Below are 17721 nucleotides of genomic sequence, written 5' to 3'. Positions count from 1 at the left end.
ACATCATGAAGAGAACATGTCAGATGTCCAGGCGGTCTCCCCCGGGGGTCGTAGGCCGTTCTACGTTCGATGCATCCACCGATGACCACCGGCCTCACGAAGGACACCGACATGCGCCAACTCCCCGCCACGGCCTGGGTCGCCGCCACCGCGGCCACCGCGTTGCTGGTGACCGGTTGCGGCTCCTCGGACGACGGCAAACCCGTCGCGCAGCGGAGCGCGGCCCCGGCCGGCAGCCAGGCGATCAACGCCCGTCCGCCGAGCGACGTCGCGCAGGGCGGCACGCTCAAGCTGGCGATCTCGCAGTGGATCGCGGACTACAACCGCTACACCGCCAACGGCAACCAGGGCGACGCGACGGACATCAACGAACTGGTGGAGCCCCGGCTGTTCTGGGCGGACGCCCAAGGCGAGTCCCGCCCCGACACGGACTTCCTCCTCTCCGCCTCGGTGACCTCGACCAGCCCGCAGACGATCGTCTACAAACTGAACCCCAAGGCGAAGTGGTCCGACGGAAAGACCATCGGCTGGCGGGACTTCGAGGCTCTGTGGAAGGCGAACAACGGCACGAACAAGGCGTACGAGGCCGCCGACACCTCCGGCTACGAACAGATCAGCAAGGTCGAACAGGGCGCCGACGCCCACCAGGTCGAGGTCACCTACTCCACGCCGTACGCCGACTGGAAGCACCTCTTCAACCCGCTGCTGCCGGCCGCCGGGATCGACACCCCGGACAAGTTCAACAAGGGCTGGACCCAGCAGATCCCGATCACCGGGAACGCCTTCAAGATCTCCTCGTACGACAGGACGGCCCAGACCATCACGGCCGTCCCGGACCCCAACTGGTGGGGAACGAAGCCCAAGTTGGACTCGATCGTCTTCCGCGCCCTGGACTACTCCGCCTGGACGGACGCCTACCTCAACAAGGAGATCGACTCCGCCTCCGCGCTCCTGCCCGAGGACTACAAGCGGCTCTACAAGGCGGCCGGCACCGACATCCGCGTCGGCGCCCGCTGGGACGAGGTGCACATCGAGTTCAACGGCGCACGTGGCCCGCTCAAGGACGTCCGCGTCCGCCAGGCCCTCCAGCACGCCATCGACCGCAAGTCCATCGCCACCGCCTTCGGCAAGGACCTCCCCGTCCAACTCAAGCCGTACGGCAGCCACTTCTTCATGCCCAACCAGGCCGGCTATCAGGACAACTCCGGTACGTACGGCACGTACGACCTGAAGAAGGCGGGCGAACTGCTGGACGCGGCGGGCTGGAAGCTCCAGGGCGGCAAGCGGGTCAAGGCCGGCAAGCAGCTCACCCTCGGCTACACGCTCAGCGCGGGCTCCACCTCCGCACAGGTCGACCAGTCGGAGCTGGTGCAGGCCCAACTGGCGCAGGTCGGCATCAAGTTGAACATCGTGAAGGTGCCGTCGAACGACTACTTCTCCAAGTACGTCACGATCGGCAACTTCGATCTGACGAGCTTCCGCTGGGTCGACCAGATCTTCCGCTCCCAGGCGTACCCGATCTACCGCGAGCCGTCCGGCAGGAACCTCTACCAGAACTACGGCTCGGTCGGCTCCCCCGAGATCGACGCCCTGCTGAAGAAGGCCACCGAGACCACGGACACCACCGAGGCGAACAAGCTCTACAACGAGGCCGACGCCAAGATCTGGGCACTGGGCCACTCCATCCCCGTCTACCAGCGCCCCCAGGTCCTCGCAGTCCGCTCGACCCTCGCCAACTACGGCGCGAGCGGCCTCGCGGACGTCGACTACACGAAGGTCGGCTGGCTGAAGAAGTGACCTTCCGGCGGCAGATCGGCCGGCTTCGTGCCGATGCGGCGGAGACCTCGGACAGGTCTCCGCCGCATCGGTTCAGGCACGTTCGGACTAGCGGCGCCCACTGCGGCGGTCCGCGAGCCGGTGGACCGCCGCGATCAGCGTGTCCACTTCCTCGTGCGTGTTGTAGAAGGCGAACGACGGCCGGACCGTGGCCTCCAGGCCGTACCTGCGCAGGATGGGCTGCGCGCAGTGGTGGCCCGAACGCACCGCGATTCCCTCCTCGTTGAGGGCGGTGCCCACCTCGGCCGGCTCGTAGCCGTCCAGGACGAACGACACGATGCTCGCCTTGTTCGGAGCCGTGCCGACCAACCGCAACCCGGGCACGCACCGCAGGCCTTCGGTGGCGTGCTCGACCAGGGTGTGCTCGTAGGCGGCGATGTTCGGCAGGCCGATGCGTTCGACGTAGTCGATGGCAGCGGCCAGCCCCACCGCGTCGGCGATGTTGCCGGTGCCGGCCTCGAAGCGTCCCGGCGGCGGCTGGTAGCTGGACTTCTCGAAGGTGACGTCGGTGATCATGTTGCCGCCGCCCTCCCACGGAGGCATGTCCTCAAGGACCTCGCGCTTGGCGTAGAGGACGCCGATCCCGGTCGGTCCGAACAGCTTGTGCCCGGAGAAGACCAGGAAGTCCGCGTCCAACTCCCTTACGTCGATCGGGAGATGCGGGACCGACTGGGCCGCGTCGACCAGGACGCGTGCCCCGGCCCGGTGCCCGATCTCGATGACCTGCTCGACCGGTACGACGGTGCCGAGCGCGTTGGACATCTGGGTGACCGCGACCAGCTTGGTGCGGTCGGACAGCAGGGCGGTGTACTCGTCGAGCAGCAACTGCCCGGAGTCGTCGACCGGGATCACCTTGATCACCGCACCGGTCTGCTCCGCCAGCATCTGCCAGGGCACGATGTTGGCGTGGTGCTCCAGGTGGGAGATCACGATCTCGTCGCCCGCGCGGATGTGCGCGGGTCCCCATGCCTTGGCCACGAGGTTGATCGCCTCGGTGGTGCCCCGGACGAACACGATCTCCTCGGCGGAACCCGCCCCGATGAACCGGGCAACGGTCTTCCTGGCGCCCTCGTAGGCGTCCGTCGCCCGGGCCGCCAACTCGTGCGCCGCCCGGTGGATGTTGGAGTTCTCCCGCGAGTAGAACTCGACCAGCCGGTCGATCACTGCCTGCGGCTTCTGCGTGGTCGCCGCGTTGTCCAGCCAGATCAGCGGACGTCCGTTGACCAGCTCCGACAGGATCGGGAAGTCCCGCCGGACCGCCCGCACGTCGAACGCCGGGTGCGGGTCGAGCGGCAGGCCTGTCGGCACATCGGATACGTCGGGTTCCTGAACGAAGTAGTACGGCGCGGTCGTGGCTGTCAGCGGCTCGGGCTCGGGGAGGGGCGGCAGTCCGAGGTGCCCGAAGCCGGGAAGCTCCGGCGCCTGAGCGGGGTATCCGGGTGCCTCGGTGAGGAAGTAGTACGGCTCGGGGTTCGAGAGCTGGGCCGGTGCAGCGGGCGGGGGTACCGGGATCACCGGCGGGGCCGGCGGCTCCGGGGTGGGCGCCGCGACGCCGGGCGCGCCCAGCGCAGGAACGCTCGGCGCGTATGTGGCCGGGGCACTGGTCGGTGGCGGCCCGGAAGGCGGGCTCATTCCGGCGGTCGGCGCCGGGGGCGGCGGGTCCATGGCCGGGATACCGGTCGGCATCGGAGGCAGCGGGTCCGCGGTCGGCACGCTGGTGGGCGTAGAAGACAGCGGTGTCGCGGCCGGCAGACCGGTCGACGCCGAGGGAGACGGCGCCGTAGCCGACGGACCGGTCGGCACCGAAGGAGACGGGCCGGCAGCCGACGGAGGCGTCGGCACCGGAGGAGAGGGGTCGAAGGCCGGCAGACCCGTGGGCGTCGGCCATTGTGACGGGCTGTCGAGGACGGGAGCCGCCGTGTCCGCCGGCTGGCCGGGGAGTGCTCGGAAGAACTCCCCGGCCAGCCGGCTCAGCGTCTCCTCGTCCGGCAGCCACGCCGGAGCGGCTTCGTTACCGGTGGTTGGGGGCGTGGTCATGGTTACCGGTAGCTCGGGGCGTAGTCGTGGAACTTGTCCACCTCGACGTCGTCGAGCACGGCGAGCGCGTCCTCGGTGAGCACCGCGAGCGAGCAGTACAGGGAGATCAGGTAGGAGGCGATGGCGCTGCGGTCGATCTGCATGAAGCGCACCGACAGGCCCATCCCCTGCTCCCCGGAGAGCCCGGGCTGGAACAGTCCGACCACGCCCTGGCGCGACTCACCGGTGCGCAGCAGGATGAACTTGGTCTTGCCGTTCTCCAGCGGGACCTTGTCCGACGGGATGATCGGCAGGCCGCGCCAGGTCAGGAACTGCGAGCCGAACATGCTGACCGTGGCCGGCGGTACGCCTCGCCGGGTGCACTCCCTGCCGAACGCGGCGATTCCTTCCGGGTGAGTGAGGAAGAAGGCCGGCTGCTTCCACACCTTGGTGATGAGGGCGTCCAAGTCGTCCGGCGTCGGCGGTCCCGCCATCGTGGAGATCCGCTGTGTGTCCGCCACGCTGGCGAGCATCCCGTACTCCGGGCTGTTGATCAGCTCGCCCTCCTGGTGCTCCTTCACCGCCTCGATGGTCAGCCGCAGTTGCTGTGCGGTCTGGTTGTGCGGGCTGGAGTACAGGTCGGCGATCCGGGTGTGCAGGTCCAGGACCGTCTGGACGGCCTTGAGGCGGTACTCCCGGGGCTCCTGCGAGTAGTCGACGAAGGTGTCGGGCAGCGGCGACTCGTCGTAGTTGTCGCACTCGATGCGCACCGACTCGGGGTGGACGACCTTGTTCACCCGGTAGATGCCGGCCTCGACCGGCACCCAGGACATCAGGTGCACCAGCCAGCGAGGGGTGATGGAGCCCATCTGCGGAACGGTCTTGGTGGCGTTCGCAAGGGTCCGCGCCGCCTTGTCGCTCACCGACATCGATCGCGACGGTGGATTCACAGCCGTGGTCATACGACATGTCCTTTCCGCGCCCTGAGGCCGGGCACGCGTGTGGGGGTGAGGTCGCCGACGGGAACGCGTGCGGTCGAACTCTCTCGCACCAACTATCGATTCACCCTCGCAGCGACCCTGGTAGCGGTCCAATGCGTGTTTTCGAGGCTGTCATCGACGCGGGCTATGATTCGCAAATGATCGACTTGAGTCGGCTGCGGGTACTGGTGGCCGTCGCCCGTGAGGGTTCGATCACCGCGGCCGCCGAGTCGCTGCACTACGCGCAGCCGTCGGTGAGCCATCAACTCGCGAAACTCGAGGCCGAGGTCGGCGTACCGCTGTTGCAGCGGATGGGGCGCGGTATCCGGCTCACCGAGGCCGGTCGGCTGCTGGTGGACCGCGCCGAGTCGATCCTCGCGCAGGTCGAGTCGGTGCACGCCGAACTGGACGAGCTGGCGGGGCTGCGCACCGGCCGGGTCCGCCTGGCCGCCTTCCCCTCGGCGCTGGCCACCCTGGTGCCGCTTGCCGCCGCCCGTGTCTCCGCCCAACATCCCGGCATCGAGCTGACCTTGCGCGAAGCCGAACCGCCGGACGCGATCAACGCCCTGCGCAACAACGACGTCGACGTGGCGCTGGTCTTCGAGCACGGGGACCCACCCCAGCGCGATCGCCGCGACACCACGATGACCCCGCTTCTCGACGAGCCGTTGTACGTGGTCACCCCGGCGGACCGCTCCTGGGACGGCCCCCGCGCGGAGCTGGCCACCTACGCCGACACGCGCTGGATCGCCGGGTGCGAACGCTGCCGCGAACATCTCGTCGCGGCCTGCGGGCGGGCCGGTTTCTCACCGATCGTCGAGTTCGAGACCGACGACTACGTGGCCGTACAAGCGCTCGTCGCCGCCGGCCTCGGCGTAAGCCTGCTGCCTGGACTCACCCTCCTCGCCAACCGGAACCCCGGGGTCAGACTCCACCGAATCCCCGGCATGCGCAGACAGGTCGTGGCCGCCGTCTACGGCAAGCCGCCGGCGTCCCAGCCCGCGCAAGTACTCCTCGACGCCCTCAACGCGACCATCTCCGAGCCGGAATGGCCGTCCTGACGAGACATGCGGGTGCATGCGCAGGAGAACGGACCGAGCGCGGCGATCTTCCCGATCACCGCGCTCGCCGTACCGTACGGGTTTGGTCAGGCCGGTACCGGGTCCGGCTCCTTCGAGGGTTGGGCGGCGTCCGGACGCGCGGGTTGCAGCAGACGTTCCGCCAGGGGGCCGAAGATCAGGCCGATGGCCGCCCAGAGGATGAGCTGCGCGGCGACCGAGTAGAAGCGGAAGTCGAACAGCACGTCGGCGGGGAAGCCCGGGTAGACGATGGTGCCCTTGGAGTCGGTCAGCGGCAGCGGGGTCTCGGTGGCGTGGTTGCCGAAGTTGGCCTTGTTGTACGAGAGATGGCCGAGCTGCGGCAGGAGCAGCATGACGATCCCGATCGCGACCACGAACGCGGCGCCTGCCAGGAGTGAGGCGTTCCAGTTGCCGAAGCGTGCCTGGAGCCGCTTGCCGAGGTAGACGGCTCCGGCGAGGAAGGCCACGGAGCACACGATCATGATCAGATACAGGGCGCTGCGCTGCTGGATGGTCTCTTCGTGGCCGATCGCGGGCGGGTTGGCCGGGTACTTCAGGAACGGCACCAGATACATGCCGAGGAAGCCGCCACCGGCGACGAGAAGCGCCAGGTTACGGGCCCGCAGACCACCGGTGCGGCCCAGGCAGACGGTGTAGGCGACGGCGAACAGGGCGCCCATCGCCATGCCGAAGAAGATCATGCCGACGCCGATGCCTACGTTGGCCTGGATGGTCCGGCTGAACAGGTCGGGGTCGGCCGCCTCGACGGGCATGCCCGCCGCCTTGTCCAGGGCGTTCTGGGCGGCGTCACGGCCGCTCTCGTAGTCGATGGCCTTGGCGATCTGTGGTTCGGCGAAGATCCGCGCGAACACGAACGCGAGCAGGCCCGCCACTGCGCCGGCGATTATGCCGCGCAGGATGAGCTTCTTTTCCATGTCGAGTTGTCCGTACGTCCAGGTGCCGGCGGAGGGTCAGTGGCAGGGGAAGCCGAGGAAGTGGCGGGCGTCGTGGACGAACTCGTGGACGTGCATGTCGTTGCCGAACACCGACACGGCGCCCTGGTCGACACCGATGAAGTAGTAGACGGCCAGCGCGATCAGCGCGGTGCCGACCAGCCAGACGATCGACTTCGAGACCGGCAGGACAACCGGCGTGGACACCGGACGGGATGTGGAAATGCTGCTCAAGGTGAGCCCTCCTTCGGGATCGTGCGTCCCTTGCGTGTACGGGCGAGTGAGGGTTCAGTGTCTGACTCGCCCACCACCTTCCGGCGGCGGGCTCACAGTGGCGCGACCGTGCTGGAATTCCACCAGCTTCCTTATGCCATCACTACAGGGGGAGAGTACGGCGCGTCTCTCCAGGCCGTCAATCAGGCCCGTTCCCACAACCGGTTGGTGCTACGGCCCCGGTCACGGCGTATGAGGGGACGTCGGGTGGGTCAGCCGTAGGCGCACTGTTGGCATGGCAGGGGCGGCACTAGGCTGCTGCCGAGGCCCGAGTCCCCGGCCGCGCAGCCCAGTTGCTCCGCCCCGGGGAGACACGTGGTGCACGTGGGTCTCAACAGTGCCTCCGTGAGCCCTCGTTGGGCCGGAGCGGACATGACCGCCGGGCATCGACGGCGCCGCCCGGACGGTGACACGGCATCTGCACGGGCTGCCGCCCTCGATGCCCATTCCCGCAAGGAGTCCCTGTGACCACCACTGCGACCGCGCCTCCCGAGCCCACTCTCAGCGAGGAGTTCGGCAAGGAACTCGACCGGATCCGCTCCGAGATCATCGCCACACGCGGCGCCGCCGACGCCCGCTACATCCACACCGTGATCGCCACCCAGCGCGGTCTGGAAGCCGGTGGCCGGATCGCGCTCGCCCTCTCGCTGTTCCCACCCGCCTGGGTGGCCGGCACCGCCATGCTCTCGCTGGCCAAGATCCTGGAGAACATGGAGCTGGGCCACAACATCCTGCACGGCCAATGGGATTGGATGGGCGACCCGGCCATCCACTCCACGACCTGGGAGTGGGATTTCCTCACGCCCTCCGAGGCCTGGAAGCACACCCACAACAACCTGCACCACACCTGGACCAACGTCGTGGACCGCGATCGCGACCTCGGGTACGTCGTCTTCCGGATGAGCGCCGACCAGACCTGGCGCCCGCGCCATCTCGCCCAGCCCCTCTACAACTTCGTGCTCGCACCACTCTTCGAGTGGGGCATCGCGCTGTACGACCTGGAACCCGATGTCGTCGCCGCCGGCCGCAAGTCGTGGCGCTCCTTCCTGGATGACGTGAGCGGGTTTCTCACCAAGGCGGCCCGCCAACTCGCCAAGGACTACGTGGTCTTCCCGTTGCTCGCCGGGCCCTCCGCACTGCCCTGCCTGCTCGGGAACCTCACCGCCAACACAGTGCGGAACCTGTGGACCCACACCATCATCTTCTGCGGCCACTTCCCCGGCGCCGTCCAGACCTTCACCGAGGAACGCATCGAGGGCGAGACCCGCGGCGAGTGGTATCTGCGCCAGATCCAGGGCTCCGCCAACATCGAGGGCGGTCCCCTCTTCCACATCCTCAGCGGCAACCTCGGCCACCAGATCGAGCACCACGCCTTCCCCGACCTGCCCAGCAACCGCTACGCCGCAATCGCCCCGCAGGTGCGCGAACTCTGCGCGAGGTACGGCATCCCGTACGTCACCGGTCCGTTGTGGCGGCAGTACGGCTCCACTTGGGGCCGGATACTCCGCTTCGCCGTGCCCACAGGCTGAACTGCCCATACGGTCCGGCCTTGTTGCCGGGACTTAGAGAGCAAGGGTGACGGGACCAGCGGCGCCATTCACGCAGGTCTGGATCAACTCACCCGGTTCACCGTGCAGTTCACCGGTCCGCAGATCACGGACACGACCATGAAGCAGCGGAGCGAGGCAGCCGAAGCAGATCCCCCGGCGGCATCCGTACGGCATCACCACACCCGCCGCCTCCCCGGTCTCCAGCAGGGACACGGCTGCGTGGGCCTCGACACCGCTGCGCTGGAACCGGACCCGGCCGCCCGGCGCGTCCGAGTCCCGCGGCAGCACGGGCGTCAGCCGGAAACGCTCCACCCGCAGCCGCTCACCGGCACCGGCCGCCGCCCAGTACCGCTCCAGTGCGTCGAGCAGCCCGTCCGGACCACAGGCCCAGGTCTCACGGTCGTACCAGTCCGGGCAGAGCGCACTCAGTTCCTCCGGAACCAGCCGACCGCCCGAACCCGTGTACCGCGCGCGGACAGTCAGCCAGGGCAACTCGGCCGCCAGTCCGGCCAGTTCGTCGCGGAAGAGGAACTGGTCCGGCCCCGGCGCGCTGTGCAGGAGTACGACATCGGGGCCGGGCCCGGAAAGGCGACGGCGCGCCAGTGTGCGCAGCATTCCCATCACCGGGGTGATGCCGCTGCCCGCCGTGACCATCAGGATCGCCGGCGGCAGCGGCCCCTCCGGCAATGTGAACTCGCCCTGCGCCGGGCCGAGTCGGAGCACCGTACCGGGACGGGTCCGGTGCGTCAGATGTGGAGAGACCCGACCGTCGGGCTGCTCCTTGACCGTGATCGTCAGCGTCCGCGCCGGTGCGTCGGCGGGTGAGGTGATCGAGTACGTACGCCAGTGCCGTACGCCGTCGATCTCCACCCCCACCGGCAGGTACTGCCCGGCCCGGTGCCCCGCCCAGCCGCGCCCCGGACGGATCTCAGGCGTGGCCGCCCCCGCGCACTCCGGCCGCACGGCGACCACCCGGCCCGCGGGGTAGCGGGCGGAGAGCAGCGGGTCGATCAGGCCGAGGTAGTCGTCCGGCGCGAGGGGAGTCGCGAGAGGACTCACGAGGGCACCCACGAACCGACCCGCCACGGTCAGTGCGCGGCCGCCGCCACGGTCGGTGAGTGCGGTGAGAGCGGCGAAGGTATCGGTCAACGACCGCCGTCCGAGAGCCAGTTCGCGCAGATCCGGCATGGGCAGGAACCTCTCTCGCCACAGGGCACACACGGGAGTCGAGTTCGACCGAAGCCCCGCCTTCGCGGCTACGCACCTACGGTCGCACGTCAGGAAGATCCGTTGGGCTCTGTCACACGGGTGGCGTAGTCACATGGCGTGCCGGCAGACAGCCGCTTACTACTGGACAGGATCAACTTGTTCATCGCGCTTCGGGGGGCGATAGCAGGATCAGCCTCTTCATGGAGCCGAGCATGACCACCCGCTCTTTCTCGCCCAGCCCGGACCAACCCGACATACCTCGCGACGGCGCGGCTGACCCGCTCATGCCCGCCGCGGGCGAGTACACCGATCCGATGCACGGCCTGGTGCATGCCGCCGTGGCCGACCGGCCCCTGGAAGAGGTTCTCCAGCTCATCACCTTGCTGGAGCAGTCACCGAAGTACGCCCAGGCCACCGTCGACGCCCTGCGCGCGGTCGGTGTGGACCGGTCCGTGGAGGACGTGACGCGCCTCGTCACGCTGCTGACCCAGCCGCCGCGCAATCCCGACTGCGCCGACGAGGCGATCCGCGCCGCGGCCGAATACCGGCCGGTGGAGGACGTCACCCGGCTGATGGCGCTGCTGCACCGGGCGCCACTGGAACCGCACTGCGGCGAGGAGGCGGTACGGGCCGCGGCGAGCAGGCCCGTCGAGGAACTCGTCCTGCTGATCGGCCGCCTGTCCGAGGAACAGAGCGCACCCGTCCGTGTCCCGGCAGTGGAGGCTGATCAGTCCGTCACTCCGGTGTCGCAGGAGCCCGGACCAACCCCGGAACGCGCGGGCGGCGGCCGTACGACTCCTCAGCACCGTCCACGACGTCCGCGCACCGCTCCCCCTCTCTGGCCGAGGCTGATCGCGGCGGTGGCGCTCGTCCTGTGCGGGCTGTCCTACTTCCCGCTGCACCGCGACGGAGCCTCCGGCGCCGCCTACGGGTCCGCGCTCGGCGTCTCGGTCCTGTGCGTCCTGCTGGCACCGGCGCTCGTGCTCCACGGCAGCCTGCCCGTGCTCGCCGTGTCCGTGGTGGTGCCGACGGCGCTGGCGGCGATCCAGTTGTTCGACGGGCGGTTCCATTCGACGCGTCTGTCCGAGGCGCTGCGGATCACTGCCGCGCCGTCCTGGTTCGCGGGGCTGATGGCCGTCCTCGCCGCGCTGGCGGCACTCACGGCCCTGCTCGCGCTGCTCGCCACACGAAGGTTCGGCAGGCATCTCGACTTGCCCGACCCTCCGCATGACCTGCCGCTGGCCGAGGTCGGTCAAACGCCTCTGTAAGGTCGGCAACCCTCGTACGACGGCCTCCGCTCAGCCGGAGCGGGGGCCCACGTTCGGGCTCAACGAGTGGTGGCGGCCGGGCTGTTCACGGCGCCGCCGGCGGACGGCACGGCCGATGCCGAGGTCTCGGGGCTGGAACTGGCGCTGGGGCTCGCGCCGGTACCGGAGCTGGTCTCCGGCGCCGCGCTCGCGGCCGGTGAGGTGGCGCTGTCCGTCTGTGATCCCGCGCCGCTGGACGTGAGCGGCGTGGGTGTCGGGCTGTGTGCGGGAGCGTGGGTGCCGGCCGAGCCGCCGCCCAGCGACGTTCCCGTGCCCGATTCGTTCCTGACCGCGGCCGATACCGGCTTGCCCATGATCAGTTCTCCCGCGGTCACCGTGACCATCGCCAGGGCGAACACCAGGCCTGTCGCCAGGGCGTACTTCTTCCATCCGATGGACTTCCAGAAGGAGCCGCCGGTCCGATAGGTGGTCACCGACTCGTCTTCTGAGGGGGCGCCGGGCGGTGTCGCGTCACCGGCCGAGGCGTCGGCCGATAACCCGAACGCGGCCCGGGCGTCCGCGCGTTGCAGCGCCCGCTCCTCACTCGGAGTCACCGCCATCGCCACCGACGGCACCCGCCTGCGGATCCCCTCGCCCGTCCGCCGGAAGGCGTGCTGGAAGACCGCGGCGCCGGTGGTCGCGCTGGTACTGACCACAGCGGCGCCGATGATCGTCCCGGTCACTCCCAGCAGGGACGCCAGCACCGCGCCCACCACGGTGGCAAGCGCACTCGCCACCACCTGCACAGCGGTCAGATCGAGCACCTTGCGTTTCGGCGCCTTCTTCTTGTCATCTTTTGTGGGGCTCTCCATCAATGTCCTTCAATATCCTTTGACAGTTCCGGAGCACGACAGCCATCGACGAGGCATGTGCACAGGGACGACTGCCCGGCTCGCGGTGTTTCACCTCACTTCCGGGCAAGCGTCTCGGTGAACGGGGTCACAGGACGTTCCTGGCGTTCGCCGTCCACGGTGATGTCGACGGCCTCGTTGTAGAAGGCGAGGAGATCCTTGACGGCGCCCACGGCGGGCAGCGGCTCCGGGTAGCTCCAGACGATGTTCGGCGGAACAGCGGGAGCGCCGGCCTCGTCCCGCCACGACCAGTACGTGGCGGTCCCCTTGTAGGGGCACCCGGTGCTGTGGTCGGTCGGTTCGAACAGGTCCAGGCGGACGTCCTCGCGGGGGATGTAGTACCGGGTCGGCAGGCCGGTCTCGAAGAGGAGGACCGGGCGGTGGGTGTCAGCGACGACCGTGCCGTCGATCTCGACCCGGACGTGGCGGCTGCCGAGGAGGGCGTCGACCCGTTTGTGCGGGTCGCGGGGGTGGATGAAGATCTCTTCCTCCTCCTCGTACCAGTGGTCCAGGCCCCGGCCGACCCGCCGGAACCACTCGAAGGAGATGTGCCCGGCGAGGTCGTCGGCGGGGAAGGTCCAGGCCGCGTTCTCCACCAGCACGCCGTCGACTTCGAGGTCGTAGAAGATCTGTGATCCGGTGTGTGTGCCGGTCGGGGGGTTCTTCGCCGGGTGGAGCAGGTCCTGGCGGACCTCGTCGTGCGGGAAGGCGTACAGCGGTACGGGGACTCCGGGCTCCCACACGAGGACGGGGTGCCTGCTGTCCACGACGGTGACGTCGCCCTTGCGGCCGCGTACCCAGCGTGGGCTCGGCTCCCAGAGGAGGCCTTCGGGAGTGGTCCTGACGTCTCGTGCGGTGGGGAATGTGCTCATGAACGGCTCTCCTTCGGGCTGCTCTGATGCCGTCATTCCATTAAGGCGCAACGTCATTCCGTTGACGCGCAACAACCGGCGGCGGCCGGCCAGTGTCCGAACACGCGTTTCCTTGCCAGCTCTCGCCGGTGGCAGGTTCACTGGTCGGGTGCCGACCTTCGCCACCACGCTGACGGGCTTCTGGCCCTCGCGTCGTGTCTACGTTTTCGACGTGTTCTGTTGCCGTGCGCCGTCTCCGACCCCCGCACGGCACCGTCAGGAACACACGAGAACCGAGGTCCACCATGTCCGTGACCGATGAACTGCTGGCCAACAACGCCCGGTACGCCGAGACCTTCTCCGGCCCGCTCCCCCTGCCTCCCGCCAAGCACCTCGCCGTCGTGGCCTGCATGGACGCCCGGCTGAACGTGTACGCGATCCTCGGCCTGAACGACGGCGAGGCCCACGTCATCCGCAACGCGGGCGGTGTGATCACCCAGGACGAGATCCGCTCGCTCGCCATCAGCCAACGGCTCCTGGGCACCGAGGAGATCATCCTCATCCACCACACCGACTGCGGGATGCTGACCTTCACGGACGACGGCTTCAAGGCCGCGATCGAGGAGGACACCGGTATCCGCCCGTCCTGGGCGGCGGAGGCCTTCGGTGACCTCGACACCGACGTCCGGCAGTCGATCGCCCGCATCAAGGCGGACCCCTTCGTCGTACACAAGGACCGCGTCCGGGGTTTCGTCTTCGACGTGGCCACCGGAAAGCTCAACGAGGTCAACTGACGGCCCATTTGACCGCGAGGAACGCGCTCACGTCGACGCCCCGGAGTGGGTTCGGCGTGAGCTGCGGGCCTGTACACAATTCCGACAAGAACCTGTCACACGCGGAGCGGAATCCCTCGCCGGGCGACCGGGGTTGGCACTGGCACGACCTCATGACGAGGCCGAGCCTCGTGCGACGAAGGAGTGACCATGACCGTTGACCTCGCTACGGCGGATCTCCAGGCCTTCACCCAGGAGTGGCTGGAGTGGTATCGCGGGCAGGAGGAACGGTTGGCCGCTCCGCACGGGTTCCTGGCGATCACCGGTCTGCACTGGCTCGAGGACCGGCCGCAGCGGTTCCCGGACGCGCCGGGCGCCTGGTGGACCGACGCCGACGGGGTCGCCGTAGCCCTGGACGACGGCGAGGAACTCGTCGTGGCGGGAACGCCGGTGCGGGGTGAACACCGCTTCGGGATCCTTCCCGAGCGTGGCGGTGTCGAGGCGGTCTGGGGTGATGCCGTGATCGAGGTGGCCAAGCGCGGCGGATACGACATCGTGCGACCCCGGCACCCGGACGCGCCGTTGCGCACCGCCTTCGCCGGTACGCCTGCCTACGCGCCCGATCCCCGTTGGGTGGTGCGGGGACGCTACACGGCCTTCGACACGCCGCGTCCGACGACCGTGGGTGCCGCCGTCGAGGGGCTGGAGCACGTGTACGACGCGCCGGGCCGGGTCGAGTTCGAGTTGGACGGGCGCCCGCTGGCCCTGACCGCGTTCCCTGGGCGTGGCCCGGGCGGGCTGCTGGTGCTCTTCACCGACGCCACCTCCGGGGTGACCACCTACGCCGCGAACCGGGCCCTCGCGCTCGCCCCGCCGGACGCCGACGGCACGGTCGTCCTGGACTTCAACCGTGCGACGAACCTGCCGTGCGCCTACACCGACCTGGCCACCTGCCCGCTCCCGCCGGCGGAGAACCGACTGCCGGTGGCCGTCGAGGCCGGGCAGAAGACGCCTCGGGAGCGCGGCGGGGTCTGACCCTCGCACCGGCTGCGCCCAGGACACCGGCGGGTCTTGGGCGTCGGGCCGGACATCGGTGCGGTACGGACCGCTTCACCCCTTTGACAACCATGCGCGCCCCCAAGCCGTCCCCATGGCAGCAGGGGCGCTGGAATTCGGCCACTGGCGCCGTTCGGTGCGCGAGGGGTTGGCGAAGGACCCACCGCCCCCGCCGGACCCCACGCTCGGGCCGGTGCTGGTCCACCCGGTCGCCAAACACCCCCTAGATATCGTCCACGGGCGCGGTGGCCACCGTGCACAGGGCGACGGTGGGCACCTCGGCCTCGGGTCAGCCTGCCTGTCGGTGGTCCGTCGTGGAGCGGTGGGTGAGAGGGGCGCGCAGGTCCAGGTGCTCGCGCAGGGTCGTACCGGTGTATTCGGTGCGGTAGACGCCGCGTTCCTGGAGTGCGGGGACGAGCAGGTCGACGATGTCGTCGAGGCCGTCGGGGATCAGGTACGGCGTGACGTTGAAGCCGTCGACGGCGCCGTGCCGGACGAAGTGGGCGAACTTGTCCGCCAGGCCGGCCGGAGTGCCGACGTGGCCGCGCTGGGGGCCGAGCGCGATGACGGTCTCGCGCAGCGACCACCGGTTCGCGTCGGCCTTCTCCCGCCATTCGGCGACCACTTGGCGGGGGTCGACGATCCGCCGCGCGCCGAAGGAACCGTCGTTCTCGGCGACGACCGGGTCCTCCTTGGGCAGTGGCCCGTCGGCGTCGCGGCCGGAGAGGTCGAGGCGCCACAGGAGTCCGGCGATGCCCAACGCGGTTGCGGGGGTGACCTGTTGGAGGCGGATCCAGCGCTTCTTCTCCTGGGCCTCCTCCTCCGTGGCGCCGATGATGATCTCGGTGCCGGGCAGGATGCGCAGGTCGTCGTCGGGCCGGCCGACGGCCCGCAGTCGGCGCCGGAGGTCGTCGGCGAAGGCGAGCGCGTCGTCGAAGTCGTTGCCGTGCGCGGAGAAGATGACGTCGGCGTTGCGGGCGGCGAAGTCCCGGCCCTCGCCGGAGTCCCCGGCCTGGAAGATCACCGGGTGGCCCTGGGCGCTGCGCGGCAGGGTGGGTGCGAGGTCGACGTCGAACTGCGGTCCCTGGTGGCGGACTTGGCGTACGGCACCGAGTGCCGCCCAGGCCGGGGCGCCGGCCGAGCCGGAGACCACGCCGTCCTCCCAGCTGTCCCAGAGCGCGCGGGCGACGGTGAGGAACTCCTCGGCGCGCCGGTAACGGTCGGCGTGGTCGAGGTAGCCGCCCCGGCGGAAGTTGGCACCGGTCCAGGCGTTGTCGGTGGTCACCACGTTCCAGCCGGCGCGGCCCTCGGAGAGCAGGTCGAGGCCGGACAGGCGGCGGGCGAGGTCGGCGGGTTCGTTGAAGGTGGTGTTGGAGGTGCTGACCAGGCCGATGCGGTCGGTTACGGCGGCCAGCGCGGCGAGTTGGGTGAGGGCGTCGGGCCGACCGGCGACGTCCAGGTCGTGGATCAGTCCGTCGACCTCGCGCAGCCGCAGCCCCTCCCCCAGGAAGAACGCGTCGAACAGGCCCCGTTCGGCGGTCTGCGCCACGCGCCGGAAGTTGGCGGGGTCGATCTGGGAACCGCTGGCCGGGTCGGACCAGATGGTCCAGTGGTTGACGCCCTGGAAGAAGACGCCCAAGTGGAGTTGGGCATCGGGGCGGGGGACGTCGAGGGGGTCGGTGCGGGTCATCGGGCGTCCTCCTGCGCTGCCGCGGCGGCGTAGCGGTTGGCGGGCCGGTCGAGGCCCAGGTGGGTGCGCAGGGACGCGCCGGGCAGCGGACGGACGGCGTGCCGCCGCTCGAAGAGGTGGGGCAGGACGAGCCGGGACAGCTCCGGAAGGTCCTCGTCCAACACGAGCGGATGCAGGCGCACTCCGTCGACCACACCCCTCAACTCCCCCAGCAGCGCGGCGAGTCCGGCGGCGGAGCCGATGTGGCGCAGCCGTCCCCGGTCGCTCCAGGGCGCATGCCGCTCGAGGTCGGCGACGCGTTCCTCGGCCGTGGCGTCAGCGGTGTCGAGGGCGACCTCAACCTCCGCGAAAACACGCGGAGTTCCGGCGGTTGCGGCGCTCGCGCCGACCGCCGCGAGGTCGCGGCCCTCGACGAGGGCAATGTCGAGTTGCCCGGCGGGTACGCGGTCGGGTTGGCCGAGCACGACGAGTTGGCCCTGCGGCGGACGCGGCACGATAGCTGGACCCTTCACCGCGTAGGTGTCGCCGGTGAAGTCGACGTAGTGGAGCCGGTCGCGGTCGAGGTAGCGGCTGGTGGCCACGGACCGGATGACCGCGTCGTCCTCCCAGGAGTCCCAGAGCGCGCGGACGACCTCGACGCCGTCACGGGACTCCAGGGCGCGGGCTTCAGCCCCGTCAACGAGCGGACGGCCCCACACGGATGCCGCCTCGGCACGCGTCTCCTCGCTCACCACCCACCCGGCACGCCCGACCGAGATGTGGTCGAGGGACGCCAACTGGCTTGAGACATGGAAGGGTTCGGCGTAGGTGAGCGGCACGACCGGCGCGACGCCGACGACGCTCGTGGACGCGGCGATGAACGCGGCCCGCTCCACCGCGCCGATACGACCGACCGCGTCGGGCGTGGCGCCGGGCGGGAGCGCGCCGTCCTCCAGGGTGAGCAGCGTGAACCCGGCGTTCTCCGCGCCGGCGGCGACGCGGGCCACCCGGCGCGGGGTCAGCAGGTGGTCGGGCGAGTGGGCGGAGCGGCGCCAGGACGCGGGATGCGCGCCGTCGCCGTCGATTTCGAGGGCGAGCCGCAGGGCGGGGCCGGACATGGGTGTTCCTTCCGAGGGCACGACGAGACGGCCGGCCCGACGGGCCGACGCGGGTCAGGGGCGCGCGGAAGGACAGACGGCGGAGGCGGTACGGCAGTAGTCGACATGCCGCCGGATGATCAGCCGCGTACCCGCGTCGGCACCGTGGGGTGCGTCGCCGTGTACGCGCATCGGGGCCTCCACCTGTCCGGGAGCGGTCG

General features: G+C 69.8%; 15 protein-coding genes and 1 riboswitch. Of the genes, 6 read left to right on the top strand and 9 right to left on the bottom strand.

Annotated elements, in window-relative coordinates:
- Positions 1-111 precede the first annotated feature (111 nt).
- Positions 112-1797, top strand: a complete 1686-nt coding sequence (locus OO70_RS02360) for an ABC transporter family substrate-binding protein (protein ID WP_043663610.1) — start codon at positions 112-114, stop codon at positions 1795-1797.
- 87 nt (positions 1798-1884) lie between these two features.
- On the opposite strand, the gene OO70_RS56580 is transcribed toward OO70_RS02360, so the two are convergent.
- Both OO70_RS56580 and OO70_RS02350 read right to left on the bottom strand, forming a co-directional pair.
- On the bottom strand, positions 1885-3873 hold the full coding sequence (locus OO70_RS56580) for a family 2A encapsulin nanocompartment cargo protein cysteine desulfurase (protein ID WP_051740495.1): 1989 nt from the start codon (positions 3871-3873) through the stop codon (positions 1885-1887).
- 2 nt (positions 3874-3875) lie between these two features.
- The gene (locus OO70_RS02350) at positions 3876-4814 is read right to left on the bottom strand and encodes a family 2A encapsulin nanocompartment shell protein (RefSeq protein ID WP_043662951.1); all 939 of its coding nucleotides are present in this window, start codon (positions 4812-4814) and stop codon (positions 3876-3878) included.
- A 176-nt stretch (positions 4815-4990) separates the two neighbouring features.
- On the opposite strand from OO70_RS02350, the gene OO70_RS02345 reads away from it, so the two are divergent.
- A complete protein-coding gene (locus OO70_RS02345) occupies positions 4991-5893 on the top strand; it encodes a LysR family transcriptional regulator (RefSeq protein WP_043662949.1) in 903 nt (300 codons plus the stop codon).
- 86 nt (positions 5894-5979) lie between these two features.
- Here the strand turns inward: OO70_RS02345 and OO70_RS02340 are convergent, their stop codons facing one another.
- Positions 5980-6846, bottom strand: coding sequence for a CbtA family protein (locus tag OO70_RS02340; protein ID WP_043662947.1), 867 nt, complete (start codon positions 6844-6846; stop codon positions 5980-5982).
- A gap of 36 nt (positions 6847-6882) precedes the next feature.
- Positions 6883-7098 carry a CbtB domain-containing protein gene (locus tag OO70_RS02335; RefSeq protein ID WP_043662945.1) on the bottom strand — a complete coding sequence of 72 codons (216 nt, stop codon included), beginning with the start codon at positions 7096-7098 and terminating at the stop codon, positions 6883-6885.
- Positions 7099-7155: 57 nt separating this feature from the next.
- Positions 7156-7229, bottom strand: a riboswitch (cobalamin riboswitch).
- A gap of 372 nt (positions 7230-7601) precedes the next feature.
- Here OO70_RS02335 and OO70_RS02330 point away from each other — a divergent pair.
- Entirely contained in the window at positions 7602-8666 is a 1065-nt protein-coding gene (locus tag OO70_RS02330; protein WP_051740494.1) for a fatty acid desaturase family protein, read from the top strand.
- A gap of 33 nt (positions 8667-8699) precedes the next feature.
- On the opposite strand, the gene OO70_RS02325 is transcribed toward OO70_RS02330, so the two are convergent.
- Complete coding sequence (locus tag OO70_RS02325; RefSeq protein WP_078651200.1) at positions 8700-9875, bottom strand: ferredoxin reductase; 1176 nt, start codon at positions 9873-9875, stop codon at positions 8700-8702.
- 233 nt (positions 9876-10108) lie between these two features.
- Here OO70_RS02325 and OO70_RS02320 point away from each other — a divergent pair, with 233 nt between their 5' ends.
- A complete protein-coding gene (locus OO70_RS02320) occupies positions 10109-11164 on the top strand; it encodes a hypothetical protein (protein ID WP_051740493.1) in 1056 nt (351 codons plus the stop codon).
- A gap of 59 nt (positions 11165-11223) precedes the next feature.
- On the opposite strand, the gene OO70_RS51050 is transcribed toward OO70_RS02320, so the two are convergent.
- Both OO70_RS51050 and OO70_RS02310 read right to left on the bottom strand, forming a co-directional pair.
- On the bottom strand, positions 11224-12015 hold the full coding sequence (locus OO70_RS51050; RefSeq protein WP_051740491.1) for a hypothetical protein: 792 nt from the start codon (positions 12013-12015) through the stop codon (positions 11224-11226).
- 95 nt (positions 12016-12110) lie between these two features.
- On the bottom strand, positions 12111-12926 hold the full coding sequence (locus tag OO70_RS02310; RefSeq protein WP_043662944.1) for a DUF427 domain-containing protein: 816 nt from the start codon (positions 12924-12926) through the stop codon (positions 12111-12113).
- 284 nt (positions 12927-13210) lie between these two features.
- Here OO70_RS02310 and OO70_RS02305 point away from each other — a divergent pair, with 284 nt between their 5' ends.
- Positions 13211-13699, top strand: coding sequence for a beta-class carbonic anhydrase (locus tag OO70_RS02305; protein ID WP_043662941.1), 489 nt, complete (start codon positions 13211-13213; stop codon positions 13697-13699).
- Positions 13700-13888: 189 nt separating this feature from the next.
- On the top strand, positions 13889-14713 hold the full coding sequence (locus OO70_RS02300) for a DUF1684 domain-containing protein (RefSeq protein ID WP_043662939.1): 825 nt from the start codon (positions 13889-13891) through the stop codon (positions 14711-14713).
- Between the two features lie 310 nt (positions 14714-15023).
- On the opposite strand, the gene OO70_RS02295 is transcribed toward OO70_RS02300, so the two are convergent.
- On the bottom strand, positions 15024-16424 hold the full coding sequence (locus tag OO70_RS02295; RefSeq protein WP_043662937.1) for an NtaA/DmoA family FMN-dependent monooxygenase: 1401 nt from the start codon (positions 16422-16424) through the stop codon (positions 15024-15026).
- Positions 16421-17521, bottom strand: coding sequence for an LLM class flavin-dependent oxidoreductase (locus OO70_RS02290; RefSeq protein ID WP_043662935.1), 1101 nt, complete (start codon positions 17519-17521; stop codon positions 16421-16423). The genes OO70_RS02295 and OO70_RS02290 overlap by 4 nt, the downstream gene beginning before the upstream one ends.
- Positions 17522-17721 lie beyond the last annotated feature (200 nt).

It is taken from the genome of Streptomyces xylophagus, assembly GCF_000716435.1.
GTDB classification, from domain to species: domain Bacteria; phylum Actinomycetota; class Actinomycetes; order Streptomycetales; family Streptomycetaceae; genus Streptomyces; species Streptomyces xylophagus.
Note: the sequence above shows the minus strand (reverse complement) of the source record. Positions and strands in the feature narration are given on the sequence as shown.